Annotated in this window: 25 protein-coding genes; 12 read left to right on the top strand and 13 right to left on the bottom strand. The window is 66.3% G+C overall.

What is annotated here, in order from left to right; all coding sequences use genetic code 11:
- Window positions 1–63 precede the first annotated feature (63 nt).
- The 4 genes from trpA to trpD are packed head-to-tail and all read right to left on the bottom strand — an operon-like array spanning window position 64 to window position 4,509.
- Window positions 64–861, bottom strand: coding sequence for a tryptophan synthase subunit alpha (gene trpA / locus C7I55_RS21850; RefSeq protein ID WP_106515145.1), 798 nt, complete (start codon window positions 859–861; stop codon window positions 64–66).
- A complete protein-coding gene (gene trpB / locus C7I55_RS21845; protein ID WP_106515144.1) occupies window positions 858–2,030 on the bottom strand; it encodes a tryptophan synthase subunit beta in 1,173 nt (390 codons plus the stop codon). Before trpB ends, trpA begins: the two co-directional genes overlap by 4 nt.
- On the bottom strand, window positions 2,030–3,433 hold the full coding sequence (gene trpCF, locus C7I55_RS21840; protein WP_106515143.1) for a bifunctional indole-3-glycerol-phosphate synthase TrpC/phosphoribosylanthranilate isomerase TrpF: 1,404 nt from the start codon (window positions 3,431–3,433) through the stop codon (window positions 2,030–2,032). Before trpCF ends, trpB begins: the two co-directional genes overlap by 1 nt.
- The gene (gene trpD, locus C7I55_RS21835; protein ID WP_106515142.1) at window positions 3,430–4,509 is read right to left on the bottom strand and encodes an anthranilate phosphoribosyltransferase; all 1,080 of its coding nucleotides are present in this window, start codon (window positions 4,507–4,509) and stop codon (window positions 3,430–3,432) included. The genes trpCF and trpD overlap by 4 nt, the downstream gene beginning before the upstream one ends.
- A gap of 344 nt (window positions 4,510–4,853) precedes the next feature.
- Between trpD and C7I55_RS21830 the strand changes: the two genes are divergently transcribed.
- Window positions 4,854–5,579 (top strand): SIMPL domain-containing protein, encoded by a 726-nt coding sequence (locus tag C7I55_RS21830; protein WP_106515141.1) that lies wholly within the window; start codon window positions 4,854–4,856, stop codon window positions 5,577–5,579.
- A 177-nt stretch (window positions 5,580–5,756) separates the two neighbouring features.
- Here the strand turns inward: C7I55_RS21830 and C7I55_RS21825 are convergent, their stop codons facing one another.
- Window positions 5,757–6,011: a GlsB/YeaQ/YmgE family stress response membrane protein gene (locus C7I55_RS21825; RefSeq protein WP_106515205.1), complete on the bottom strand. Its 255-nt coding sequence runs from the start codon at window positions 6,009–6,011 to the stop codon at window positions 5,757–5,759.
- Window positions 6,012–6,259: 248 nt separating this feature from the next.
- On the opposite strand from C7I55_RS21825, the gene C7I55_RS21820 reads away from it, so the two are divergent.
- A complete protein-coding gene (locus C7I55_RS21820; RefSeq protein ID WP_106515140.1) occupies window positions 6,260–6,703 on the top strand; it encodes a hypothetical protein in 444 nt (147 codons plus the stop codon).
- 60 nt (window positions 6,704–6,763) lie between these two features.
- Complete coding sequence (locus tag C7I55_RS21815; RefSeq protein WP_106515139.1) at window positions 6,764–7,840, top strand: MBL fold metallo-hydrolase; 1,077 nt, start codon at window positions 6,764–6,766, stop codon at window positions 7,838–7,840.
- 46 nt (window positions 7,841–7,886) lie between these two features.
- Here the strand turns inward: C7I55_RS21815 and C7I55_RS21810 are convergent, their stop codons facing one another.
- The 4 genes from C7I55_RS21810 to C7I55_RS21795 are packed head-to-tail and all read right to left on the bottom strand — an operon-like array spanning window position 7,887 to window position 10,597.
- Window positions 7,887–8,285, bottom strand: a complete 399-nt coding sequence (locus tag C7I55_RS21810) for a VOC family protein (RefSeq protein WP_106515138.1) — start codon at window positions 8,283–8,285, stop codon at window positions 7,887–7,889.
- A gap of 4 nt (window positions 8,286–8,289) precedes the next feature.
- The gene (locus tag C7I55_RS21805) at window positions 8,290–8,847 is read right to left on the bottom strand and encodes a DUF3617 domain-containing protein (protein ID WP_158266532.1); all 558 of its coding nucleotides are present in this window, start codon (window positions 8,845–8,847) and stop codon (window positions 8,290–8,292) included.
- A 40-nt stretch (window positions 8,848–8,887) separates the two neighbouring features.
- Complete coding sequence (locus C7I55_RS21800) at window positions 8,888–10,024, bottom strand: aminotransferase class V-fold PLP-dependent enzyme (RefSeq protein ID WP_106515136.1); 1,137 nt, start codon at window positions 10,022–10,024, stop codon at window positions 8,888–8,890.
- A gap of 15 nt (window positions 10,025–10,039) precedes the next feature.
- A complete protein-coding gene (locus C7I55_RS21795) occupies window positions 10,040–10,597 on the bottom strand; it encodes a DUF3617 domain-containing protein (RefSeq protein WP_158266531.1) in 558 nt (185 codons plus the stop codon).
- Between the two features lie 72 nt (window positions 10,598–10,669).
- Here C7I55_RS21795 and uvrB point away from each other — a divergent pair, with 72 nt between their 5' ends.
- A complete protein-coding gene (gene uvrB, locus C7I55_RS21790; protein ID WP_106515134.1) occupies window positions 10,670–12,874 on the top strand; it encodes an excinuclease ABC subunit UvrB in 2,205 nt (734 codons plus the stop codon).
- 126 nt (window positions 12,875–13,000) lie between these two features.
- Window positions 13,001–13,777: an SDR family NAD(P)-dependent oxidoreductase gene (locus tag C7I55_RS21785; protein ID WP_106515133.1), complete on the top strand. Its 777-nt coding sequence runs from the start codon at window positions 13,001–13,003 to the stop codon at window positions 13,775–13,777.
- Window positions 13,778–13,953: 176 nt separating this feature from the next.
- On the opposite strand, the gene C7I55_RS21780 is transcribed toward C7I55_RS21785, so the two are convergent.
- Window positions 13,954–14,478 carry a P-loop NTPase family protein gene (locus C7I55_RS21780; RefSeq protein WP_106515132.1) on the bottom strand — a complete coding sequence of 175 codons (525 nt, stop codon included), beginning with the start codon at window positions 14,476–14,478 and terminating at the stop codon, window positions 13,954–13,956.
- A 428-nt stretch (window positions 14,479–14,906) separates the two neighbouring features.
- Here C7I55_RS21780 and C7I55_RS21775 point away from each other — a divergent pair, with 428 nt between their 5' ends.
- A complete protein-coding gene (locus C7I55_RS21775) occupies window positions 14,907–15,929 on the top strand; it encodes a metallophosphoesterase (RefSeq protein WP_233222346.1) in 1,023 nt (340 codons plus the stop codon).
- 37 nt (window positions 15,930–15,966) lie between these two features.
- Here the strand turns inward: C7I55_RS21775 and C7I55_RS21770 are convergent, their stop codons facing one another.
- Window positions 15,967–16,383: a VOC family protein gene (locus C7I55_RS21770; protein ID WP_106515131.1), complete on the bottom strand. Its 417-nt coding sequence runs from the start codon at window positions 16,381–16,383 to the stop codon at window positions 15,967–15,969.
- 352 nt (window positions 16,384–16,735) lie between these two features.
- On the opposite strand from C7I55_RS21770, the gene C7I55_RS21765 reads away from it, so the two are divergent.
- From C7I55_RS21765 to C7I55_RS21740, 6 genes are all read left to right on the top strand, one after another.
- Complete coding sequence (locus C7I55_RS21765; protein ID WP_106515130.1) at window positions 16,736–18,109, top strand: alkaline phosphatase PhoX; 1,374 nt, start codon at window positions 16,736–16,738, stop codon at window positions 18,107–18,109.
- Window positions 18,110–18,290: 181 nt separating this feature from the next.
- Window positions 18,291–18,494, top strand: a complete 204-nt coding sequence (locus C7I55_RS21760) for an HIG1 domain-containing protein (RefSeq protein WP_106515129.1) — start codon at window positions 18,291–18,293, stop codon at window positions 18,492–18,494.
- Window positions 18,495–18,819: 325 nt separating this feature from the next.
- Window positions 18,820–19,311, top strand: a complete 492-nt coding sequence (locus C7I55_RS21755) for a cupin domain-containing protein (RefSeq protein WP_199193000.1) — start codon at window positions 18,820–18,822, stop codon at window positions 19,309–19,311.
- Window positions 19,312–19,725: 414 nt separating this feature from the next.
- Window positions 19,726–20,130 carry a nuclear transport factor 2 family protein gene (locus C7I55_RS21750; protein ID WP_106515128.1) on the top strand — a complete coding sequence of 135 codons (405 nt, stop codon included), beginning with the start codon at window positions 19,726–19,728 and terminating at the stop codon, window positions 20,128–20,130.
- A 40-nt stretch (window positions 20,131–20,170) separates the two neighbouring features.
- Entirely contained in the window at window positions 20,171–20,785 is a 615-nt protein-coding gene (locus C7I55_RS21745; RefSeq protein ID WP_106515127.1) for a GNAT family N-acetyltransferase, read from the top strand.
- A 173-nt stretch (window positions 20,786–20,958) separates the two neighbouring features.
- Window positions 20,959–21,330, top strand: a complete 372-nt coding sequence (locus tag C7I55_RS21740; protein ID WP_106515126.1) for a hypothetical protein — start codon at window positions 20,959–20,961, stop codon at window positions 21,328–21,330.
- Window position 21,331: 1 nt separating this feature from the next.
- Here the strand turns inward: C7I55_RS21740 and C7I55_RS29045 are convergent, their stop codons facing one another.
- The gene (locus C7I55_RS29045; RefSeq protein WP_106515125.1) at window positions 21,332–22,201 is read right to left on the bottom strand and encodes a Crp/Fnr family transcriptional regulator; all 870 of its coding nucleotides are present in this window, start codon (window positions 22,199–22,201) and stop codon (window positions 21,332–21,334) included.
- 1,420 nt (window positions 22,202–23,621) lie between these two features.
- On the bottom strand, window positions 23,622–24,365 hold the full coding sequence (locus C7I55_RS21725) for a Crp/Fnr family transcriptional regulator (protein WP_106515123.1): 744 nt from the start codon (window positions 24,363–24,365) through the stop codon (window positions 23,622–23,624).
- Window positions 24,366–24,474: the final 109 nt, after the last annotated feature.

The following is a 24,474-nucleotide window of genomic DNA, read 5'->3' as shown; positions in this document are numbered from 1 at the left end:
TTCGTTCCGAACCGGGATCATGTGGTGGACCGGCTGGGTGCGCCCCGGCCGGTCCATCTGACTTTAGCGGCGGGTGGCCGCCTTCATGTCGGCGACGAAGCCGCGCACCGCATCGGCCTCCTCGCCCGGATTGTCGGCGATCAGCCGGACAATCGCCGAACCGGAAATCACGCCGGCCGCTCCGGCATCGAGCGCCGCCGCGACATGGTCCGGCCGCGAGATGCCGAAGCCGAACACCGGCGGCGGCGCGCCGAACGCCTTCAGGGTCCCGAGCAGCTGCGAATGGCCGAAGCGCACCTCCTCGTCGGCCCCGGTGACGCCCGCGCGGGCGACGCAATAGGTGTAGCCCTCCCCTTCCGCAGCGAGGCGGCGGAGCGTCGATTCGGGCGTGTTCGGCGCCGCGATCAGCACGGGCGCGATCGCGGAGGCGCGGGACGCCGCGAGATACGGTGCGGCTTCGAACACCGGCACGTCGGCGACGAGCACGCTGTCGACGCCGGCCGACCTGGCGGCTTGGTAAAATGCCTCGCGGCCGCGCGCGACGACGATGTTCGCGTAGGTGAGCAGCCCGACGGGAATGTCGGGATGACGGCTGCGGAAGTGGGTGAGCAGGGCGAAGCAGTCGGCCGGGGTCACCCCCTTCGCCAATGCGCGCACTGACGCCGCCTGGATGACCGGGCCGTCGGCGACCGGATCGGAAAAGGGAATGCCCACTTCGAGCATGTCGGCGCCGCCTTCCACCAAGGCGTCGAGGATATCCGAGCTGGTCGCGAGATCGGGATCGCCGAGCGTCACGAAGGCGCCGAACGCGCCCTCATTGCGGGCGCCGAGGCGGCGGAACATCGCATCGTAGCGGTTCATGCCGCGTCTCCCGAAAGCAGGCGCTGGGCCTGTTCCATATCCTTGTCGCCGCGGCCGGACAGGTTGACGACCAGGACGGTGTCCTCGGTCGCCGCCTCCGCCATCTTCAGCGCATGCGACAGCGCGTGGGCGGATTCGAAGGCGCAGACGATGCCCTCGGAGCGCGCGAGCAGGGCAAAGGCATCGAGCGCCTCACGATCGGTCGCGCCGACATATTCGCCGCGGCCGCTGTCCTTGAGATGGGCATGTTCCGGACCGACGGCCGGGTAATCGAGCCCGGCCGATACCGACCAGGTGTCGGCGATCTGACCGTCGACATCCTGCAGCACATAGGTCTCGGCGCCGTGAAGGATGCCGGGGCGCCCGCGCAGCAGGGTCGCGCCATGCTCGTCCCCTTCGATGCCGCGGCCCGCCGCCTCGACACCGATCAGCCGCACAGCCTCGTCCTCGACGAAATCGGCGAACATCCCCATCGCGTTGGAGCCGCCGCCGACACAGGCGATCACCGCATCGGGAAGTCGTCCCTCTTCTTCCAGGATCTGGGCGCGCGCTTCCTTGCCGATGATCCGCTGGAATTCGCGCACCATCAGCGGGAAGGGATGCGGGCCGGCAACGGTGCCAAGCAGATAATGGGTGTCCTCGAAGCTCGCCGTCCAGTCGCGCAGCGCCTCGTTGACCGCGTCCTTCAACGTCTGGCCGCCGCTGGTCACAGGGATCACCTCGGCGCCCATCAACTGCATGCGGAAGACGTTGAGCTTCTGCCGCTCGACATCGTGCGCGCCCATGTAGATCCGGGTCTCGAGGCCGAACAGGGCGCCGGTCAGCGCGGTGGCGACGCCATGCTGGCCCGCGCCGGTCTCGGCGATGATCCGGGTCTTGCCCATACGTTTGGCGAGCAGGCCCTGAGCGAGCACCTGGTTGGTCTTGTGGGCACCGCCGTGGAGCAGATCCTCGCGCTTCAGATAGATACGCGCGCGATCGTTGCCGAGATTGCGGCAGCGGGTCAGCGGGGTCGGCCGCCCGGCATATTTGAGCAGGAGATCGCCGAGCTCCTTACGGAACGCCTCATCCTGCTGGGCATCGAGAAATGCTTTCTCGAGCATCTCCAGCGCGGGCATCAGAATCTCGGGAACATAGGCGCCGCCAAAGGCGCCGAACCGGCCGTCCATCAACACGAGGCAATTTCCTTCCTGACCGGCAGCCGCAGGCCTTCGAAGAAGGCATGGAGCTTGGCCGCATCTTTCCTTCCCGGCGCCGATTCGACGCCGGAACTCACGTCCAGGGCATAGGCACCGACCCTGGCGGCGGCGGCGGCGGTATCGGGCGAGAGGCCGCCGGCGAGAATGCCGCCGGCAAGATCCTCCCGCCCGGCGAGCAGCGACCAGTCGAAGGCGCTGCCGGTTCCGCCGGACGTCCCGTTCTTCGCCGTGTCGAACAGGGTGCGATCGGCGCCAGCGCGGGCGGCGGGCACATCGCCCTCCACCGCAGCCGCCGCCCAGATTTCGACGGCGTCGGGCAGATGGGCGCGCAGCGCGCGGATATAGGCGGCATCCTCCTGGCCGTGGAGCTGGACCGCGTGCAGCCCCAGAGCATGCGCGGCCTGGGCGACCTGGAGCAATTTCTCGTTGCGGAACACGCCGACGGCGGGAAGGCCGGAGGCGGCGGCGATCCGCTGCGCCCGCTCGACCGTGACAGCGCGCGGCGTGCCGGGGACCATGATCAGCCCGGCGAAGGACGCGCCTTCCCGCGCCGCCGCCACGGCATCGTCTTCGTCGGTGAGACCGCACACCTTGACCCGCCCGAAGGCGAGCGCGCGCGCGGCAAGGCGCGGATCGGGCGCGGACATCAGCGAGGATCCGACCAGGAAGGCGTCGGCGTGCGGGGCAAGGCGCTCGACGTCGGCGCGGCTCTCGATCCCCGATTCCGCAACGAGGATCCGATCCGCCGGCACCAGATGGGCGAGCTGCTCGGTCACCGCGAGATCGATTTCGAGCGTCTTCAACTGGCGGTTGTTGATTCCGATGATCTCTGCGCCGAGCGAAATCGCGCGGTGCACCTCCTCCTCGGTGTGAGTCTCGACCAGCGCATCCATCCCCAGCCGATGCGCCTCGGCGACGACCGCGGCGGCCTCGTCGTCCTCGAGCACCGACAGCATCACCAGCACCGCGTCTGCGCCGTGCAGCCGCGCCTCGGGAACCTGGCGCGGATCGACGACGAAATCCTTGGCCAGGATCGGGCCTTCGAACACCCCGCGCACCGCCTTGAGATCGGCATAGGAGCCGCCGAAATAGGGCGTGTCGACCAAGACGCTGATCGCATCGGCGGCCCCCGCATAGCCGCGCGCGATCTCGATCGGATCGGCGCCGGCGCGCAGCACGCCCTTGGACGGCGAGGTCCGTTTCACCTCCATGACGAAGCGCGCGCCGGGCGCACCGAGCGCCGCCTTGAGGCTGCGCCGGGTCGGCTCGGCGCGTGCGCGCAGGTCGTCGAGGCTGATCCCGGCGAGCCGTTCGGCCACGTCGATGCGCTTGCGGGCGACGATCTCGCCAAGCACGCCGCCGGGATCAATCATTTCGCGGATCCGTCATTGGTCGCCTCTACATACAGTTGGAGCCGGCGATGCGCCGCGCCCGATTGCAGCGCCTCCAGCGCCATGCCGACGCCGTCGCGGAGCGCGGTGGCGAGCCCGGCGGTGAACAGCAACGCGCCGGCGTTGAGCGCCACCACTTCGCGTTCGGCGGGTTCGCCGCACCCTTCGAGCAGCGCCTTGAAACGCGAAGCATTTTCCTCGGGATCGCCGCCGGTCAAAGCGTCGAGCGGCCGGCGCTTCAGACCGGCATCCTCAGGCCCGAAGGTGAGGTGCTCGATCTGGCGGCCGGTCACCCGCACCGCCTGGGTGCGGCCGTGCAGGGCGACCTCGTCGAGCCCGGCGCCGTGCACCACCAGAGCGCGTTCGACGCCGAGCGCGCGCAGGGTCCGCGCCACCGGCTCGATCAGCCTGGGATCGGCGACCCCGAGCAATTGCACCTTGGGTTCGGCCGGATTGAGGCACGGCCCGAGGATGTTCATGATCGTGCGCACCTTGAGCGCGCGGCGCACCGGGCCGGCATGGCGCAGCCCGGGATGATAATGCGGCGCGAACAGGAAGCAGAAGCCGGTCGCGTCGAGTGCCCGGCGCGAAACGTCCGCCGAGACGTCGATACGGGCGCCCAATTGTTCGAGCACGTCGGCCGATCCGCAGCGCGAGGTGATCGAGCGATTGCCGTGCTTGGCGACCGGCAGCCCGGCGGCGGCGGCAACGAAGGCGGCCGCGGTCGAGACGTTGATCGATCCGGAGCCGTCGCCGCCGGTGCCGCAGCTGTCGGCGAACAGATAATCGGGGCGCTCGAACGGCATGTCGGCGGCCCGCAGCGCGCGGGCGGCGCCGGTCAGCTCCTCGGCCGTCTCGCCCTTCATCTTGAGCGCGATCAGCATGGCAGCGATCGACGGGTCGCCGAGACTGCCCTCGACCAGCGCCGCGAACAGCTGCTCGGCGGCGCCTTCGGTCAGCGACTGCCCCCCATAAAGGGCGGCAAGCGACGTCTCGACACTTTGTTCGGCGGTGTCTTCGACCGGTTCTGCAAGCGAGAGCGGGGTGGGGCGAAGCATGGATTTCGTTCCTGGATCTGGCGCGTAAAAAGAAAGGCCCGCCGGGTGGGCGGGCCTTGCTTCAGGAGATTCGGACTGTCAGATCCGTTTCACCATCGATGCACGCGCGCCGCCGCCGAGGGAATATCCCACCACCAGCGCCAGGCAAAGGAGATCGTCTGCATCGACATGGTCTCCCAAGTCGCGTCTAAACGGCGTTTCGTCAATCGCCTTTTTCACCTCATGGGCCAAATGCCGGGTGCAAGGCTCCTCCGGCCGCCGACGTTCAGAAACGATGCAGGCGCAGTGTCGTTAGGGATGGTTCGGGTCCGAAACGGCGGACCGTCAATCTTTGGGAGTATGGGATGCGGCAGATGATGATGGCTTCGGCACTGGCATTCGCGACCGTCGCGACAACGGCGCCGATTGCGGCTGCCCAGGCGCAGACGATGATGCCGGTGCAGACGATCAACGGCACGAGGCTCGACGTCGTCGCCACCGGCGAGGTCACCCGCGTACCGGATATCGCCCGGATCAGCACCGGCGTGATCACCACTGCGACGACGGCGAGCGCGGCGCTGGAGCAGAATGCGGTGCAGATGCGCAAGGTCCGCGATGCGTTGCGCAGGGCGGGGATCGCCGACAACGACATCCAGACCAGCTCCATCAACCTCTATCCGGACTATCGGCAGGACGAGCGCGGTGGCGGCAATCCGCAGCTGATCGGCTATCGCGCCCAGAACGAGGTCACGGTCAAGTTCCGCGACATCGCCAACACCGGCAAGATCCTCGATGCCCTGGTCGCGCAGGGGGCGAACCAGATCAATGGCCCGATGCTGTCGATCGACAAGCCCGAGGCGGCGCTGGACGAAGCCCGGACTCGGGCGCTCGCCAATGCGCGCTCGCGCGCCGAGCTCTACGCCCGCGCCACGGGCAAGAAGGTCGGCCGGATCGTCGCGATCAGCGAGAGCGGCGGCGGCATGCCCGGCCCGGTCTATGGCCGCGCCGCGATGATGGCGGAATCGAGCAAGATCGATCCGGGCGAGCAAAGTCTGGGCGTGACGCTCAACGTCACCTTCGAACTGGAATGAGCGCGCGCGGGTGGACGTGCCGGCACGCCGCGCGTCCACCCGCAATACCGTGCAGATCTGCAGCGACATGACGCGAAGTCGTGAGGCGCCCGTTCGGGGCCGCGAGGCGCAGACGCCAAAAGGGCCGCCCGGATCGCTCCGGACGGCCCTTTTGCGTCAGCGTCGCTGCGCGTGCGCTTAGCGCAGGCTGCGACGGGTGAAGAGGTTGACGATCGCGAGCAGGATGATCGCGCCGAGAAGCGAAACGATGAACGAGGTGACGCTCAGACCGTTGTTGATGTCGCCACGGCCGAACAGCAGCCCGCCGAGGAAAGCGCCGACGATACCGACGACGACATTGAGCAGGATACCTTGCTGGGCATCGCGACGCATGATGATGCTTGCGAGCCAGCCGATCACGCCGCCGATGACGAGCCAAACGATAATTGAAATGGGATCCATGACTTCCCTCCTGATACTAGCCGGATGAACTGGGCTGTTCATCCGACGGACTGAAGCTAAGACGCTTGATTGCGCGTCTTGTTCCTACTTAATTGTTTTGGAGGCGGCACAATTTGGCACAGTTTGGCGGAGCGGCAGCCGTTTCCGTTGAGGCTCAAGGGCTTGGCGCGACGGCGCAGCCGCATCCTGTACTTCCCGGCGCCGATCCCTAGATTGAGCCTCCCTGTCCGGAGTGCCCGATGCGTCACCTTGCTTCCCTCGCGGCCGTCGCCGCCTTCCTCTGTGCTTCCGCCGGCAGCGCCGCCGACAAGAAGGTGGGCCAGCGCACCGGCGCACCCGAGCAGCTTTTCTCAGGGATCGGCGAAGGCACGTCCGATGCCGAGCTCGCGCGGGAGATCGCGGCGGCCTCGGCGCATCCGCTCGGCACGCTTGAAAATCCGGTGCGGGTCGGCGGGCCCGAAGGCGAGCGTGCCTATCTCGGCCGGCTGCGCTGCGCCGACGGCAAGGCGCCGCAGGCGTTCGACCGCAAGAGCGGCGGGATCGGCGCGTTCGGGGCGATCGTCGGCGTCTACACGCTCGATTGCGGAAGCGCGGCGCCGGGCCGGGCCCAGATTGCGATGGACATGTATCACGAGGAGCATCGCGAGGACCGCGCGCCAGCGGGCTTCACGATCGCCCGCTGAGCCTGAACGCCCCGCGCTGGCGCGACCCGCCCAAGCCCCCTCTCGCCGGAAGATCTGATCATGCGGACATTGCTGCGCCGGGCGGGAACGGCCCTGTTCTTCCTGATCGTCGCGCTCTGCCTGGCGCCGAGCGTGATCCTGCCCTTTCTCGACCGCATCTATTATCGCGGTGATCCCGGGGAGCATTTCGACGGCGCCCGCTTCTTCAATCCCGGCGCGTCCGCCGCGGCGGCGCATGCGAGCCCTGCCCGCTTCATGAACCGCTGGGTCAAGGGTCAGGACCGCGCCGGCTGGCCGGAGCGCGTGGCCGTCACTCCGGGCCGGCCGCCGGCGCGGGTGGCGGATGGCCGCATGCTGGTGACCTGGGTCGGCCATGCCAGCGTGCTCGTCCAGGCCGACGGCCTCAACATCCTCACCGATCCGGTCTGGTCCGAGCGCACCTCGCCTTTCTCGTTCGTCGGCCCGAAGCGGGTGCGCGCGCCTGGAATCCGGTTCGAGGATCTGCCGAAGATCGATCTCGTCCTGATCAGCCACAATCATTACGACCATCTCGATCTTCCGACCCTCAAGCGGCTTTGGGACCGCGACCGGCCGAGGATCGTCACCAGCCTCGGCAACGACACGATCCTGCGCGACGCCGGGATCGACTCCGTCGCCGCGGACTGGCGCGCGGCGGTGCCGGTGCGCGCCGACGTCGCGGTCGAGATCCTGCGCAATCACCATTGGAGCTCGCGCTGGGGCGTCGACCGCAACCGCGCCTTGTGGTCCGCCTTTGCCGTCAAGCTGCCCGGTGGCGCGGTCTTCTTCGCCGGCGACACCGGCTGGGGCGATGGGCGCTGGGTCGACGAGGCCGCCGCGCGCGGCCCCTACCGGCTCGCGATCATCCCGATCGGTGCCTACGCGCCGCGCGACTTCATGAAGACCAATCACATCGATCCCGGGGAAGCGGTCGCCATTTTCGACCGCCTCCGCCCCCGCCGCGCGCTCGGCATCCACTGGGGCACGTTCCAGCTCACCTTCGAGCCGATCGACGAGCCGAGACAGCGGCTGGAAGCGCTCAAGCGGGCGCGAGGGATCGCCGGGGACAGGTTCGTGGCGACCGAGGCGGGGCGAACGTTCGAGGTGCCGCCATTGTAGCGGGAGCAGCCGCTCCCCGCACCGTGCCCCTTGGGCCGGCGTTCGATTATTCCTGCGCACCGCCGATGCAGAAGGCGCAGAGTTTGTTGCCGTCGAGATCGCGGAAATAAGCGCCGTAGAAGGCGCGCTCGCCTTCGGGGGTGCGCAGGCCAGGTGCGCCTTCGTCGGTGCCGCCGAGGGACAGCGCCGCGGCATGCACGCGGTCGACCTTGGCGCGGCTGTCGACGCCGATCGCGGCCATGGTGCCGTTGCCGGGCCGGGCCTCGCCGCCGTCATAAGGGCGGCAGACCGCGAGGCCCGGCTTGCGACCGCCGGTTCCGTAGAGGGTGAAGCCGGTCTCGGGGAACTCCATCACCCGCCGTGCGCCGATCTCGGCGAGCACGGCATCGTAGAAGGCACGGGCGCGATCGAGATCGTTGGTGCCGACGGTGGCGTAGCCGAGCACCCCACTAGGCCTTGGTGCCGGCGGGGCATTCGCCGATGCGGCGGCCGCTGGTCCTGGTCTCGACCGTCATCCCTTGCGCCGGGCCGCCCACCTTCATCTTCATGTCGAGATCGTAGCGCTCCGCCGCGAAGGTGCCGTTCATCGCCATCCACACGCCCGGCTGGCCGTTCTCGCCCTTGCAGGTCATCGTGCCGCTGATCCGCCCGCCGTTCGCCTCGAAGCCTTCGGCGGTGCAATTCGGATTCTGCTTGCCGGTGAAGGTGGTCGCATCGGAATTCTTTGCCTGCTCCTCGCTGATGCAGGTCGTGACCGTCGTGTTCTGCGCCTTCGCGGCGTCGGCCGCACCCGCCGGCACGCCCGGCCCGGTGATCGCCTTGACCTCGGTGCGCATCTCCCACTGACCGGGCCGGATCTGGGTCTTGGCGGTTGCGCCGCCCGCGCCGCCCACCCCGCCTTCGCCGTCAACCGACGCCGACGCCTGCTGGTTGCCGCCGTCGCCATTGCCGCCGCAGCCGCCCAGCGTCAGCGCGCCGAGTGCCGCCAATGCGATCCGAACCCTCATCTGCCTGCTCCTCATTATGCGTTCTGTTGTACGTTGGTGGTCAAAGCGATGGCGCGAGCTGAGCGACCAGCCGGTCGATATCGTCCGCGTCGTTATAGAGGTGGGGCGTGATCCGCATCGTTTCGCCGCGCAGGCTGACATGGACGTTCGCCGCCGCCAGCCTCGCCTCAATGCCGTCGGGCATGCCGGTGCGGTAGCGCACCGACAGGAAGTGCGGTGCCCGGCCGGGCAGCGCGTCGATGCCATGATCGGCAAGGCGGGCGGCGATCGCGTCGGTGGTCGCGCCAAGCGTTTCGGCGATCGCGGCGACGCCCCATTCGCGCAATTGCGCGATCGCTGCGCCGGCGACCGGCAGCAAGGCGAAATTGGACCGCTCGCCCATGTCGAAGCGCCGCGCGCTCGGCTCGAGCTCCTGCGAATAGCCGGCCAGCGACCGGAAATCGTCCGCGCCCTTGCGGGTAATCCAGCCTTCCTCGAGCGGACGCCCGCCATGGTGGCGCGGCGCCACATAGAGGAAGCCGAGCGAATAGGGGCCGAGCAGCCACTTGTACGAGGCCGCAATCATGTAATCCGGATCGACCGCGGCGAGATCGAGCGGCAGCGCGCCCATCGACTGGGTGGTGTCGAGCACCAGAGTCGCGCCGACCGAGCGGCAGCGCCGCGCCACCGCCTCGACGTCGATCCGGGTGCCGTGGATCCAGTGCGCATGCGGCGAGACGACGAGCGCGGTCGAACCGTCGATCGCCTCCAGCAAGGCGGCGGTCCAGTCGCCGTCCGCCTCCGGCCGCGCCACGGTCACGACCCTGGCTTCATTGTCGTTCGCGAGCGCCCGCGCGGCGTAGATGCCGGACGGGAAATCGTCGGCAAGGGTGACGATCGTCTGACCCGGCGCGATCCGCACGTTGCGCATCACCGTCGCCATTCCGTAGCTGACCGACGGGATGATGGCGATGTCGTCGGCGGTCGCGCCGATCAGCCCGGCATAAGATGTGCGCACCCGCTCCGCTTCATCGAAGAAGTGGCCGGCATGGACCTCCCACGGCCGCGACTTGCGCCTGAGGCCCCTCTCCCCCGCTTCCGCGGCGGTGCGCAGCAACGGTGCCATCTTCGCGCAATCGAAATAGGCGACGTCCGCCGGAATCTCGAACAGGGCGCGCTGGCAGGGGATGAGAGGCATATCGGGGTTGGCCGTTCAGCCGGCGTTGGCGTTGGCGCTGGCGCTGGCGCTGGCGTCGGTGCTGTTGCCGTCGGCCGCTGCCGGTGCCTGGCAGGTCGGACCAGTGCGCTTGGCGAGGATCTTCTGCTTCATCGTGAAATCGCCGTCGCCGGCGAGGAAGCTCGTCGTCTCGGCGGTCGCGTCGAGCGTATCGGCGGTCGAGGTGCCTGACAGGCTGATGTTGATCGGCCCCTTGCCGTCGCGGGTGCAGTTGAGCTGCGCGTTCAAACGGCCGGACTTGATATAGCTGCCGGGCTGGTAGGTGCATTTGTAAGCGGGCCCGACCAGCACCGCCGGCTCCGGCTTGCTCTCGCTTCCCGCCGCCAGGCAGGCGCTCGACGTCGCCTTCTCGCCGACCGCAGCCTTGATCAGCGGAGTCTTGCCGTCGGTGGAACGAAAGGCGGTGGTCTCGAAGCTGGTTTCCCACTGCCCGGCGCCCATCGACGCGGCGGCGGCCGGCGCGTCGGCAGCCTTTTCCTCGGCGGCGCCGCAGCCTGCGGCCAGGCACACGGATGCGAGTATCAGAATGCGCATAGGATCCCCCCTCTTTCTCATTGTCGTCGAGGAACGGTAGCGCGGGACCGATCGAATGACCATATACAAGCCATGGGCATCATCATCAGGACCGGCCTCGACGAGCCGGAGACCGGAAGCGAATTCGTTCCCCACCGACCGCAGCGGCCGGAGAAAGCGGAAGGCGGACGGGCGTTCAAGCTCGTTTCCGAATATTCGCCGTCGGGCGACCAGCCGACCGCGATCGCCGAGCTGACCGGTGCCGCGCGCGAGGGCGAGCAGACCCAGGTGCTGCTCGGCGTCACCGGATCGGGCAAGACCTTCACCATGGCCAAGGTGATCGAGGAGTTGCAGCGGCCCGCGCTGATCCTCGCCCCCAACAAGATCCTGGCGGCGCAGCTCTATGGCGAGTTCAAGAGCTTCTTTCCCGACAATGCGGTCGAGTTCTTCGTCAGCTACTACGATTATTACCAGCCGGAAGCCTATGTGCCGCGCTCCGACACCTACATCGAGAAGGAAAGCTCGGTGAACGAGGGTATCGACCGGATGCGCCACTCGGCGACTCGGGCGCTGCTCGAGCGCGACGACGTGATCATCGTCGCATCGGTATCGTGCCTCTACGGCATCGGCTCGGTCGAGACCTATTCGGCGATGACCTTCAGCCTCAAGAAGGGCTCCACGGTCGATCAGCGCGAGGTCGTGCGCAAGCTCGTCGCGCTGCAGTACAAGCGCAACGACCAGGCCTTCGGCCGCGGCAATTTCCGCGTGCGCGGCGACAATCTCGAGATCTTCCCGTCGCATTATGAGGACATGGCCTGGCGGGTCGTGTTCTTCGGCGACGATATCGAGGAGATCGTCGAGTTCGATCCGCTGACCGGCAAGAAGATCGCTTCGCTGGAAACGGTGAAGGTCTATGCCAACAGCCACTATGTGACTCCGGGGCCGACTCTCAAGCAGGCGACCGAGGCGATCAAGCACGAGCTTGCCGAGCGGCTGAAGGAGCTCGTCGCCGAGGGCAAGTTGCTCGAGGCGCAGCGGCTGGAGCAGCGCACCAATTTCGATCTCGAGATGATCGCCGCCACCGGATCGTGCGCGGGCATCGAGAATTACAGCCGCTTCCTGACCGGCCGCCTGCCCGGCGAGCCGCCGCCGACTTTGTTCGAATATCTGCCGGAAAACGCGCTGCTGTTCGTCGACGAGAGCCACCAGACGGTTCCGCAGATCGGCGCGATGGCGCGGGGCGATCACCGCCGCAAGATCACGCTCGCCGAATATGGCTTCCGCCTGCCCTCGTGCATCGACAACCGCCCGCTGCGCTTCAACGAATGGGATGCGATGCGGCCGCAGACGGTGGCGGTGTCGGCGACTCCGGGCGGCTGGGAGATGGAGCAGACCGGCGGCGTGTTCGCCGAACAGGTCATCCGCCCGACCGGGCTGATCGACCCGCCGGTCGAGATCAAGCCGGTCGAGGACCAGGTCGACGACCTCATCCACGAGGCGAAGGAGACGGCGAAGAAGGGCTATCGCAGCCTCGTCACCACGCTCACCAAGCGCATGGCAGAGGATTTGACCGAATTCCTTCACGAAGCGGGGCTTCGGGTCCGCTATATGCATTCGGACGTCGAGACGCTCGAGCGCATCGAGCTGATCCGGGATCTTCGCCTCGGCGTCTACGACGTGCTGGTCGGCATCAACCTGCTGCGCGAGGGCCTGGACATTCCCGAGTGCGGGCTTGTCGCGATCCTCGATGCAGACAAGGAGGGCTTCCTGCGCTCCGAGACCTCGCTGATCCAGACGATCGGCCGCGCCGCCCGCAACGTCGAGGGCAAAGTGATTCTCTATGCCGACCGGATGACCGGGTCGATGGAGCGCGCGCTCAACGAGACGACCCGCCGGCGCGAGAAGCAGCAGGCCTATAATGCCGAGCACGGCATCACCCCGACGACGATCAAGCGCAACATCGCCGACATCATCGCCCACGTCTCCAGCCGCGACGGCGTCGTGGTCGACACCGGCGACGACGAGCGCCCGCACCTCGTCGGCCACAATCTCAAGGCCTATATCGCCGATCTCGAGCAGCGGATGCGCAAGGCCGCATCCGATCTCGAATTCGAGGAAGCGGGCCGCCTGCGCGACGAGATCCGCAGGCTCGAGGCCGACGAGCTCGGAATCCCCGATCACGAGAAGCGCGCGCCTCTGGTCGGCAATTCGACCGAGGGCAAGCCCGGCACGCGCAAGACTCGTTACGGCAAGCAGCAGCAGATGCGGATGAACAAGCGGGCCGGCGGGCGGCGGTAAGCGGCCGAGCCGCACCCCGCCTCGACCTGGGCGGGCACCAGCCAATATCGGTGAAATAATGGTCCACGAGCGCGCGGACCAAGACGCGTGTGCGGGACGTTCCAGCTCGCTGCAAGGAGGAATTGCGTGGCACGAATCTTCATTACCGGAAGCGCAGACGGGCTCGGGCGCGCGGCGGCGCAGACGCTGATCGCGGACGGGCATGACGTTTTCCTGCACGCCCGCTCCCGCCAGCGCGCGGCCGATCTCGGCGATCTCGGCGAGAGGGCGGCCGGCGTGGCGGTCGGCGATCTCGCCAGCGCCGCCGAGACCCGGGAAATTGCGGAGCAGGTCAATGCGCTCGGGCCGATGGACGCCATCATCCACAATGCCGGGATCTACACCGAGCCGGTGCGGGGATCGACTCCGGAGGGCCACGCCACCACCCTGGCCGTCAACAGCCTCGCCCCCTATTTGCTGACCGCGCTGATCGCGCGCCCGCACCGCCTGATCTATCTCAGCAGCGGCCTCCACCATGGCGGCGAGGGATCGCTTGATGATCTCGACTGGACTCGCCGCCGGTGGGATGCCGCGCAGGCTTATGCCGAGAGCAAGCTACACGTCGCCGCCTTGGCTGCCGCATTGGCGCGGCGCTGGCCGGACGTGATGTCCAACGCCGTCGACCCGGGCTGGGTGCGCACCCGGATGGGCGGCGCGGCGGCGCCGGTCGACCTCGACACCGGCCAGCGCACCCAGACCTGGCTCGCGACCAGCAACGATCCGGCGGCGCTGGTGTCCGGTGGCTATTGGCACGCCATGCGCCGGGCGGAACCGGCCGGAGAGGTCAAGGATGCGGCGTTTCAAGACGCGCTTCTGCAGGCGTTGGAAACGTTGACCGGCGTGGCGATTCCACAGGCCGGCTAATACCGCGGGATTGTCGGCCACGGAAGCGGCCCGGCCAGTGCGACAGCTCCCCAAAGACCGGATCGGAAACAATGTGCGGGAGCGTCAAACCTGTATTCGCGTCGATGCGGACCGCCGGCCAGAGTTCGGCGTGCGTCGCCCGGACCTTCTTGGTCACACCGCATTCTGAACGCTCCTCACGCCCGGACGCGCTGCACGATCCGTCCGGCTGCATCCGGGGCCCTGGTGAGATCGGTATCGATGGACATGTCGGGCGCCGGCATTTCTGCCATTGCCGCCTCGAAGTCGCTCCTCAGCGCGCGGAAAAGCGCGATGTCCCGGAGCTTCCCTCCGGTCCTGGACGGCGCGAGAAGCCGCCGCTCCTGCTCTTGCTCGGAGACATTCAGTCGTATGAACAAGACGGTTCCTCCGGCCTGTTGCACCGACGACTTCAGTCTTTCCGGAAGACGTCGATCGACGGTCGGCTCGGGACAGAAGGTGAAGATCAGCGATCGACCAGTTCGGGCGGCGGCTTCGATCGTCTCGGCCCAGAATGTCTCCCGAAGTCTGACGAACTCGGGTGACCCGAAAGGAAAGACCGCCAGCAGAGCATCCACGATCAGGTGGTTGTGAAACAATGCGAAGCCTGTTTGCTCCGCGACATGCTCGCTTATGGTGAGCTTCCCGGCAGCCGGCGCTCCATAGATGAACAACATCTGCATATCGGGGCCTTAGCGGCTTCGGCGATGGCTCGACAACTGCCCGGAACGTCCGGATTTCACCTCACTGTCTTTGTCGACGCGAACTCCCGCGCGGCTCCGAATGTCGGCTCTTTCGCGGCAGCCAGGTGTTCGGCACCGGTACGCTGGTTCACCCGTTCCGGGCGGCATCGCTCCCGGCGTGGCGGGCGTCCGGTGCGGCCGTTGTCGGTCTTGTCCCAGGCTGGGCTTGCGAACGTCTGGCAGCGACACGACTTGTTGACCAGCATCGCGGACGGCTTTCCTCGACTCCGCAACCGAGGCGCCGCGGCTGCACTGCAATCCGGAGAGCAACGATCTTTCACCTCTTTTTCGCGACACCGTGCCTGCTGGTCCTCGCCCGTTGGCTCTGGCCGCTTGCCATCCCGCTGTGGGGAAAAGCCGGCATCGCCTTGCTCTTTCTGGCGGCCTCGCAATATCATCTGTGGAGCAAGCTCTCGTCAGGCTCCGTTTTCGCGCCGGAATTCCCGCGGCCGATCGTGATCCTGTTCAATTGGGCCTTCGGCGCGATCCTGCTGCTCGCCGCGCTGCAGATCCTCGTCGACATCGGCGGCCTGGTGGTCGCTCTGGTGCGGCGCGCTCCGCCCGGAGTCAGCGACAACGTTCGCTACGTCATCGCGGTGGTCGCGGCACTGCTTTCCGGGATCGCCGTTGCGAACGCCCTGCGCGTGCCCCCCGTCAAGGATCTCGAGATCGGCGTGCGAGGCCTGTCGCCGCAGTTCGACGGCTATCGCGTGCTTCAGCTCACCGACCTTCACATCAGCCGCCTGTTTCCGGCCAGCTGGGCCCGCCAAGTGGTCGATCGGGCGAACGGCTTGGGCGCCGACCTGATCGTCGTCACCGGCGACTTCATCGACGGCAGCGTCGCCATGCGCCGCGCCGATGTCGAACCGCTGCGGGATCTTCGTGCACCGGACGGCGTCTACGGGGTACCGGGAAATCACGAATATTTCTTTGGCTACCAAGAATGGATGCGCCATCTCGCCGGTCTCGGCATCCGCATGCTGCCCAATGCGCATGCCCCGCTCGCACGCGGCGAGGCGCGCCTGGTTCTCGCCGGAGTCACGGACCTGTCGGCCCCCCGCCACGGCGAGGCGGGTCCCGACCTCGACGCAGCGCTCGCCGGCGCACCCGCCGGCGCGCCAGTGCTCCTGCTCGATCATCAGCCGAAGAATGCGAACCTTGCCGCCAGGCGCGGCGTTTCCCTTCAGCTCTCCGGACATACGCACGGCGGCATGATCGCCGGCCTGGATCGTGCCCTGGGCCCGCCGAACAACGGCTTCGTCACAGGACGCTACGAGGTCGGCGACATGACGCTCTACGTCAGCAACGGCACCGCTTTGTGGCCGGGCTTCGCGCTGCGCCTCGGCCGGCCGCCGGAACTGGCGCGTATCACGTTGCGCGTTGCCCCCTGATCCGAGACCTCGGATATCTCGTCACCGCTGGGGATCTTCAAAGGTCCAAGTCGCGGAAGACGGCTTCGACATTGTTGCCATCCGGATCGAAGACGAACGCCGCGTAATAGCCGCCGGTCCTCGGCCCGGGAGCGCCGTTGTCAGTTCCTCCAGCTTCCAGAGCAGCCTTGTGGAAGGAATCCACCTGTTTGCGGGTTTCCGCTCTGAAGGCGGTGTGCTGTCGCACGCCGTGGGGGTGGAAAACGTCGATCCAGAAGACCGGATAGTCCACGCCGAAGCCTACGCCGCCGAGGTTTGGGCCGTCGAGGGATGACGGGCCCATCTCGCGCGAGATGCACATGATCGGCTTTGCGCCGAGTGGCCTGAGTGCACCCTGGTAGAAGGCCAGAGACGCTTGGATGTTTGCGACGCCGATGCCGGTGTGATCAAGGAGCCAGTTCCGGATGCTTGCCATGGAGCCACGCTAACCGGGTGAACGTGCGCCTTCCACCCTGCTCCGGTCTCCCCCTGGCGCTTGTGTGGCAGCGTAGCGAGTGCTCGCCCATCGCAGTGCCGGCGGCTTTGGACCTGGGCCGCTTCGCCTGGGTCCTGCGGCAGCGCCGGGCAGCAAGTTCCGACAGTGGGGACCCTCGCTAAGGTCTGCAAGCCACGTGTACCCTCGCGCATTGCCGACGCGACCCATCGTGCACTCTTCCCCCTCATCTTCGTCGGCGACCGCCTCGGCTGCCGGACCGCCTGCTACGCCCGTCGCTGACCCTCCTGAACGGCGTCACAGGTTTGACCAAATTGGTCCATAGACAATGTCTATGCACGACTCTCCCCGGCTTGATCGTCGCGCGTTCGCGCTCGGACTCACCTCGCTCGCTTTTTCCGGTCTCGCGCTCAGCGCGTGCGCAACCTCGATGGCGCCCCGCTCCTCGGCGGCGACTGCGGGCTTTGGGCCGCTCGAGCCTGATCCGAACCAGTTGCTCGATCTGCCCCGCGGCTTTTCGTACCGGGTGATCTCCGCCTTCGGCGACCCGATGGACGACGGCTTTCGCGTGCCCGATCGCGCCGATGGGATGGGCGCATTCCGGCTCGACCAGGATCGGGTCGCCCTCGTCCGTAATCACGAATTGCAGCCCAAACATGCTGCGGACGGTCCGTTCGCGACCCCCGTCGGCAGCGGTGCCGGGTTCGACCGGGGACGCGACGGCGGCTGGATGCCGGGCGGGACGACCACGCTCGTCTACGATCAGCGCAGCGGGCGAGTCGAGCGCCAGCATCTCAGCCTGATCGGCACGATCCGCAATTGCGCGGGCGGAACCACGCCATGGGGGAGCTGGCTGACCTGCGAAGAGGATGTGTCGCGCGCCGGCGACGGCCAATCGCAGGATCATGGCTGGGTCTTCGAAGTTCCTGCATCCCACCCCGGCCGGGTGGATGCGGTGCCGCTGAGGGCGATGGGCCGCTTCAATCACGAGGCGGCCGCGGTCGATCCGCGGACCGGGATCGTCTATCTGACGGAAGATCGCGACGACAGTTTGTTCTACCGTTTTCTGCCGGCACGGCGCGGCCAGCTCGCCCAGGGCGGCCGCCTGCAGGCACTCGCCTTCGCCGACCCGGCCCTCGGCACCGACAGCCGCAACTGGAACGCCGCCACGCTGAACGTCGGCCAATGGGCGGCCGCGCGCTGGATCGATCTCGACGGTGTCGACAGTACCAACGACGATTTGCGCAAGCGCGGCAACCGGTCCGGAGCCGCCCTCTTCGCGCGTGGCGAAGGCATCCATTTCGGCGCGAACGAACTCTATTTCTGCTGCACGTCCGGCGGCGCGGCCAAGCTCAGCCAGGTGATGCGCTACCGCCCCTCCCGCAACGAAGGCCAGCCGGGCGAAGCGGACGCACCGGGCCGGCTCCAGCTCTTCGTCGAATCGACGAGCGAGGCGATGCTAAATTTCGGGGACAACATCACGGTGGCGCCGAACGGTCACCTGATCGTATGCGAGGACCAGTATACGGCGGTCGTCGACAATCACCTGCGCGGCATCACGCCCGCGGGCGATGTGTATGCGTTCGCCCGGCTTCATGCCCAGACCGAGCTTGCCGGGGCGTGCTTCTCCCCGGATGGGCGGACGATGTTCGTTAACGTCTACAGCCCCGGAAAGACGCTCGCCATCACGGGTCCGTGGATGGCGTGATCCGCAGCCGACGCGATCGCCATCGGGACGTGCCGCGAGAATCAGAAGCTCGATCGCAGCGGAGGCAGGCCTTATCCTCGCCGTTCGTCCGATGAATTTTGCGGCGATATTATCGGGTTAGGGCCTTTATTTACCCGGCGGCACGTGATGCAAACCGGCCGACAATTCCCATATCCGATCCATGCAAATTCTCCTCTTCATCCTCCTCGCCGCGGCGGCGGCGGCCACCCTGTTCGTGCTCGTGAAGGGCGTGATCGGCATGGCCAACGGCGCCACCAACCTCAATGTCGAGCGATCCCAGGCGCTCATGCAGAAGCGGGTCACTTACCAGGCCGTGGCGATCGTCTTCGCGATCCTCTTCATACTGGTCGGCCGGGCAGCCTGAGCCGGCCGCGCCCGTGACCATCGGCCGGCTAGCGCATGGCGGCCGGCCCCTGCGGAAGCGCGTGGTTCAATCGCAGCGACCTCCATCCGGCTGATCCCGGTCCGCACTCGTGCAGGGCTTTCCTCGGCGCGGAGCGTAGTTCGTCGCCCCGCCTCTGCCGCTGCTAACGCGAAGGTCCTACCGGCCGGTTGCATTGCTCTGTAATCGATGTCCGCAAGCAACTGCCGAGCCTTGGCGAAGCCCGGCGGGTGGTTCACTGTGGCCGGAGAGCTGACCGTCCAGAACCTGGTACGCCTGAACGCGTGGCCGTCGTAAAGGGGAACGCATGATCAAGCCTGTCATCAACCTGGACGAGATCGCCTTCGATGACGTCGAGGCGAACGGCCTCTACACGTCCAGCCGCGCCACGATCAGCGACCTCATCGGCGCACGCCAGCTTGGCTACAACCTTACGGTGCTTCCTCCCGGCAAGGCACAATGCCCGTTTCACTGCCATCATGGCGAGGAGGAGATGTTCTTCATCCTGGAGGGCGAAGGTGAGCTCCGCTTCGGAAATCAACGCTTCCCCATTCGCCGCCACGATGTGATCGCCTGCCCCACCGGCGGGCCCGAGGTCGCTCACCAGATCATCAACACGGGGCCCACGGAGATGCGATATCTTGCGCTGTCGACGGTGGTGGAGGTGGAGGCCTGCGAATATCCGGATTCGGCCAAGGTGCTCGTCGTCGCCGGCAAGCGTGGCGAGCGATCCCTCCGCGGCATGTTCCGGGCGACCAGCGAGGTCGATTATTATGACGGAGAGACCGGAGGCGGCTGATCCTTCTTCAGTCACGCTCCCGCGATGGCACGCGTTCCGGACAGCTCGGCGGCCGCCCACCTGGCAGCAAAGGTCGGCGGCGCGCCGCATGGCGCGTGTCGGCGGCGCAGGATCGCAAGATCGGGACCGCGCCGGCGGCATCTGCCGCCTAGACAAGGGACGAGAGCCGCGCGGTACGCAGAGGAGATCCAATGCCCGCAGATCAGACATCGACCCGCTGGACGGAGAGAATGGAAGGCGTTTCCCGGTTGATCGAGGCGGGCCGGATGGTCCTCCCTTCGTGACGGGACGCATTGCTGCGGCGTACGAAGAGCCCTCGCCCGTCATCCACCCGGTTCTGGTCGGCGCAGAAGCGACGTCGGCGGCGGATCGGGTCACCCACGTCCTCCTGCCGCCTGCGAAGCGAGGGCAGAAATGAGCCCAGTCGCTCTCCTAGCTGCGCTGCTCACGCTGCCGCAGTCCCCCGAGACCACGACCAGAGCCTTTTTCGCGGCGTTCAATGTCCGCGATCTCGCGCGGATGGAATCGCTCTACGCATCCGACGCCGTTTTGACCTCATCGGACTTTTGCGGGCCGCGCGGCAGACAGGACGTGAAGCGGACATACCGGGCCTTGTTCGAGGCGCATCCCGACGTGCAGGACATCGTAGATGTGATGGTGGCGCAGGGCGATCGGGTGGCGATCAAGTTCGACGCGGTCTCGAAAACCGGTCCCCGGCCGATGCGATTGTCATTGATGACCTTCCTGCGCTTTCGCGATGGCCTGATCGTCGAAGACCATACCCTGTTCGACACCGGCGGCAGGCCGTGCGAGCCATGATTTGCTCGATGCCGGGCGCCATTCAAAAGGCTCTCCACCCGTGACGACCCGGTCGACGCAAGACACGGGCGCGGAGCAGTTCGGAGCGTTCGCCATCAGCCGCTACGAAGGGGATGCCGCCCGCTGCGAACAAGAGCTCCTCGCCGCCTGCCAGCGCATCTTCCCCGGTTTCGATGGCGGCTATCTCGTGCCGCGGCTCCACACCGTCACCGATCCCGTGCTGTTCGTAGCGCGCGTCGGCCTGAGGCTCGCAGCCTTCAAACTCGCGTACCGACCGAGGCCGACGCTGCTTTACAGCTGGCTTGGTGGCGTCGACCCTGAATCGAAAAGAAGAGGAGTCGCGGCGCACCTGATGCGAAAGCAGCATGCGTTGACCAGACACGCCGGTTGCGCCGCGATCGAGACGCGCACGCGGGCCACCATCACGCCCATGATCATGCTCAATCTGCGACATGGCTTTGAAATCACGGGCTACGGAATCGATCATCAGGAGGCGCCCGCCGGAAGGGATGCGACGATGCGCTATGCCGCGCGGCTTGAGGAGGGTAAGTGGATCGAGACCGGTGATTTGGTCGCGCAGGGACGCACGCCGGAGCGCATGTTCGAGATGGAGCTCACCCGGATCGGCGACTGCAACTGGCCTGCGGCGCGCTGAACCAGGCAGAGCATAGCGCCGGTAATTGGGTTCGGTTACCCAGCCCCTAAACCTGATCCAGTTGATTGCTTTTGAGCCGAAGACGCTTACATGGACGGTATCGCTGACATGCATTTGCAGGCGTCGGCGGCTGAGAGAGACATGCTCCCGCCTGTTCCCCGAGGTAGAGCGGCATGTCGACTTCAGATGACGAAATCACAGCCGATCCGATCGATCCAAATCTTCTTTCAAGAGCAGGCGCGCGGGGCGTCGATTCACTCCTGCTCGAGGCGCTCGTCCACGTCCTGATCGAAAAAGGCGTCCTCACCAAGAACGATGCCCTGAGCGTCGTCGAGACCGTGGCGCAAATCGTCAAGGGGGAGGTCGACGATCGGGAAGCCGCAGATTCGCAGACCGCCGCTGCCGTCAGGATGCTCAAACGCATGTACGTGAGCTTCGAAGCTCTCGAGGATCGACCCGGCGTGGTCACCTTCGATGGAGAGAACGTGCACCGAATGCGCCGACCGGTTCACGGAGATCGTCCGAGTTTTCCGCTCGACGATTGAGCTATGATGTGCCCGCACGCCGCACTGCGGCATCGAGATGGAGGTAGCTGCGGTTGAAATCACCGGCAGTTGCCAGCTTCTTCCAGTCTCCGATCAGGATGGATTTCGACGTAACGCGCTGAATGAGGCCGTCCGCCGCAAGCGCCTGAAGCACACGATTAACATGGACGGAAGTGAGCCCGGTCGCGTCCGCCAGCTGTTCCTGGGTCATCGGAAGCTCATATTTCAGCTGGTCTCCAGGGTGGACCGCCTCCAGCTTCAGCGCAAACTCGCAAAGCAGATGCGCGACGCGCGTTTTCCCGGAGCGACGGCCGACGTTCGCGACCCACTCACGATGGATCGACCCGTCGACGAGCGTATCGAACCACAACGTGTCCTTGATGTTCGGCTCAACGTCCGTAAGCGTCTTGATCGCGGCGAGCGGAATGCGCGCCATCTCGCACTTGGTCAGCGTCTGGATCCCATGATCGGCCACTCCGAGGATCGCGTTCTGGAGATCAAGTAGATCGCCCATCATGTGGATCGACAGGATCTGCCGCCCACCGTCGCCTACGATCTTGAAGCGAACGCAGAACCCCGAAAGGATCAACCAGGCGTGCGAGACGACGTCTCCGTCGTTGACCAACGTCTGGAGGCGATCCGTGGATATGACGTGATGCGGAAGATTCAATAATGCTTCTTCCTCCCGCGCGGTCAGGTGCCTCCACAGTCGAAGCTTCCTGAGCATCGGGGTAAGAGCGTGCGATGCGATCGTCATGGAAGCTCCCCTGGCGGCGGGAGTCATCGTCTCGCGGCCACTGGAACGCCGTAAGGCCAGCGGATCACCCCTTTTAACCGCATTGTTCGCCCTACACCAGAGCTCAAGAATCATCGAATCGCCGTAATCCTCCGGCCCTTTTCGATAAAAGCTCACCTTGGTTAGGGACCGATCACCCGCTCTGGCCTAGAGCAAAGACCGTCGAAAGAGTTCGACAATCTGGCAGCTGGAAGACGTTCGTCGCGCTCCCGCTGAAAAGGAGCGCTCCAGATGTCCTACTATCGCTTCCACTTCTTCAGCCCCCGCACGCACCGGATCTTCACGTTCGAGGAATTCGATGCTTCATCCGACGAGGAGGCGCGGCGCAGAGTCGGGGCCCACGATGCGTGCCCGCGGGAACTTTGGGCCGGAAGTCGCCGTGTAGCTCGAGAGGAACCGGTGGTTACCTCGTCTTCGTACCCCGCCGCACGTGCTGAGGCTCATGCAGAGGCCCGAGGCGGCAATGCCCAGAGATTTCAGGCGAGGCGCCGTGTTCGAGCAGGCGCCGCGCGGTGCGGCGCAGGGCCGATGTGGCCCAGCGTCGGCAGTCATCCGCAAGTTCACACGTGAAAGCAACCCATCGGGCCAAGCGGAGGAGCAGAGACGAGCACCAACCCAAGGGCGGGTACCAGCAAGCTGTTTACCAGGGATCATCAGTCATGCCTCAACACGTTATCGTACGCGCGTTCGACTTGGCCCGCTCGGGTTCGTGCGCTTCGCTACCCGCTCTCAGGGCCCAGCTTCGCCTCGAGCGCTATGCCAATAATGAAGTCGAACCGCATCTCGCGGGGCCGTTGATCCAAAGGCAGCTGAAGAAGCTCATCGAGGAGGCCAACGGCCAGTCATCACTTGGCCACCCTGCCTGACGCCATATGCGCTAGTGCGCGACGTACTTAGCTGGCGAGAAGGATCGCTCGGGACTGGTTCTGCTGCGCGACTCCGCGAGTGCCAAGTTCACGACGGTTCCCGGCGGGAGGGCCCCTCCGCCCGGGCTCACGTGCTGAGCCGCACCCTGTTGAGCTGGACAGTGACAATGAGGCCCCCGTCGGACCAATCATGGTCGATGGTTCCGCCAAGTTGTCGCGAAACGCTTCGCTCCACCAGCTTGCTGCCGACGCCCGGACGCGCTCCGGAGCGTGAACCGGCGGACCGCCGCGCTCGGTCCATACCAGCGTGATATCGTCGCCGCCGGCGCGCGTGTAGGGGCCGAGCACGACGCGGGTCGCCGCGAAGGCCGCTCTCACTCGGCCCTGGTCAGCCGGGTATATGTGCGCAGAGTGCTGCTCGAACGTGACCGTCTCCTGCACGGGAAGCCCCACAGCCCGAAGCCGCGTTCGTCCATCGTGAAGCTGTCATTGTCGACGGCCACGCCCACAACCCCGCGCCGGCGGCCTCAATGGCGAGACGGAGGCGATCGGGGGTCCACGCCTGGGACTTCGCGTCGATCAGATCGGCGGTTGAAATGGCTTTTCCTTTCACTGAGGATCACGCAACCTCACGCCGCGAGCGATTCCTGCGGAAGATGCAGATAGATCGACCGGAAGTCGCCGACCTCCGCAAGGCGCGCCAGATCGTTGATCACGACGGAGCGTCTGCTGCGGGTCGTCAATCCTGCCGCATCGAGGCTCTTGAGGGTCCGGTTCACGTGGACCGGCGTGAGGCCGACCGTGTCGGCGATCTGCTCCTGAGTCATCGGTAATTCGTAATTGCACTGCTTTCCGATGCCGACGGCATCCAGCCGATAGGCGAACTCGCACAGCAGGTGCGCCACCCGGGTCAGGGAATTGCGGCGTCCGACATTGGCAATCCATTCGCGCGCGATCGAGCCTTCGACCAACGTCTCCAGCCAGAGCGCCTTCCCGACGGCCGGACGACTGAACGCAATGTCGAGGATCGCTGCGCGCGGGATGAAGGCAGCCTCCATCGCGGTGAGCGTCTGCACATTATGATCGGCCACCTTCAGCAGCGAGTTCTGAAGGTCGACCATGTCGCCCGCGACGTGCACGTTGACGATCTGCCGCGCTCCGTCGCCCATGATCTTGTGGCGAATGGCAAATCCCGAAACGACGAGGCACGAGTGCGTAGGGACATCTCCTTCTCGCACGATGTATTGGCCATGTTCGAGTTGACGCACTATACTCGGCAACGAGAGCACGGCCGCCCGATCCTCAGGACTCAGAGGGTGGATGTTCAAAAGCTTTCGCACCAGAGGCGCGAGCGGTTCCGAGGAAAATAACATAGGTTTTCCGATCGAGCGCAGCGCATGGGCAGGTAGGCTGCGCCGGGTCAATATTCGCAATACACGAATGTGATACGCATACCTACCTGAGTCTGGAACTTATTGACTC

Source organism: Allosphingosinicella deserti, from assembly GCF_003012735.1.
GTDB classification, from domain to species: Bacteria; Pseudomonadota; Alphaproteobacteria; order Sphingomonadales; family Sphingomonadaceae; genus Allosphingosinicella; species Allosphingosinicella deserti.
Note: the sequence above shows the minus strand (reverse complement) of the source record. Positions and strands in the feature narration are given on the sequence as shown.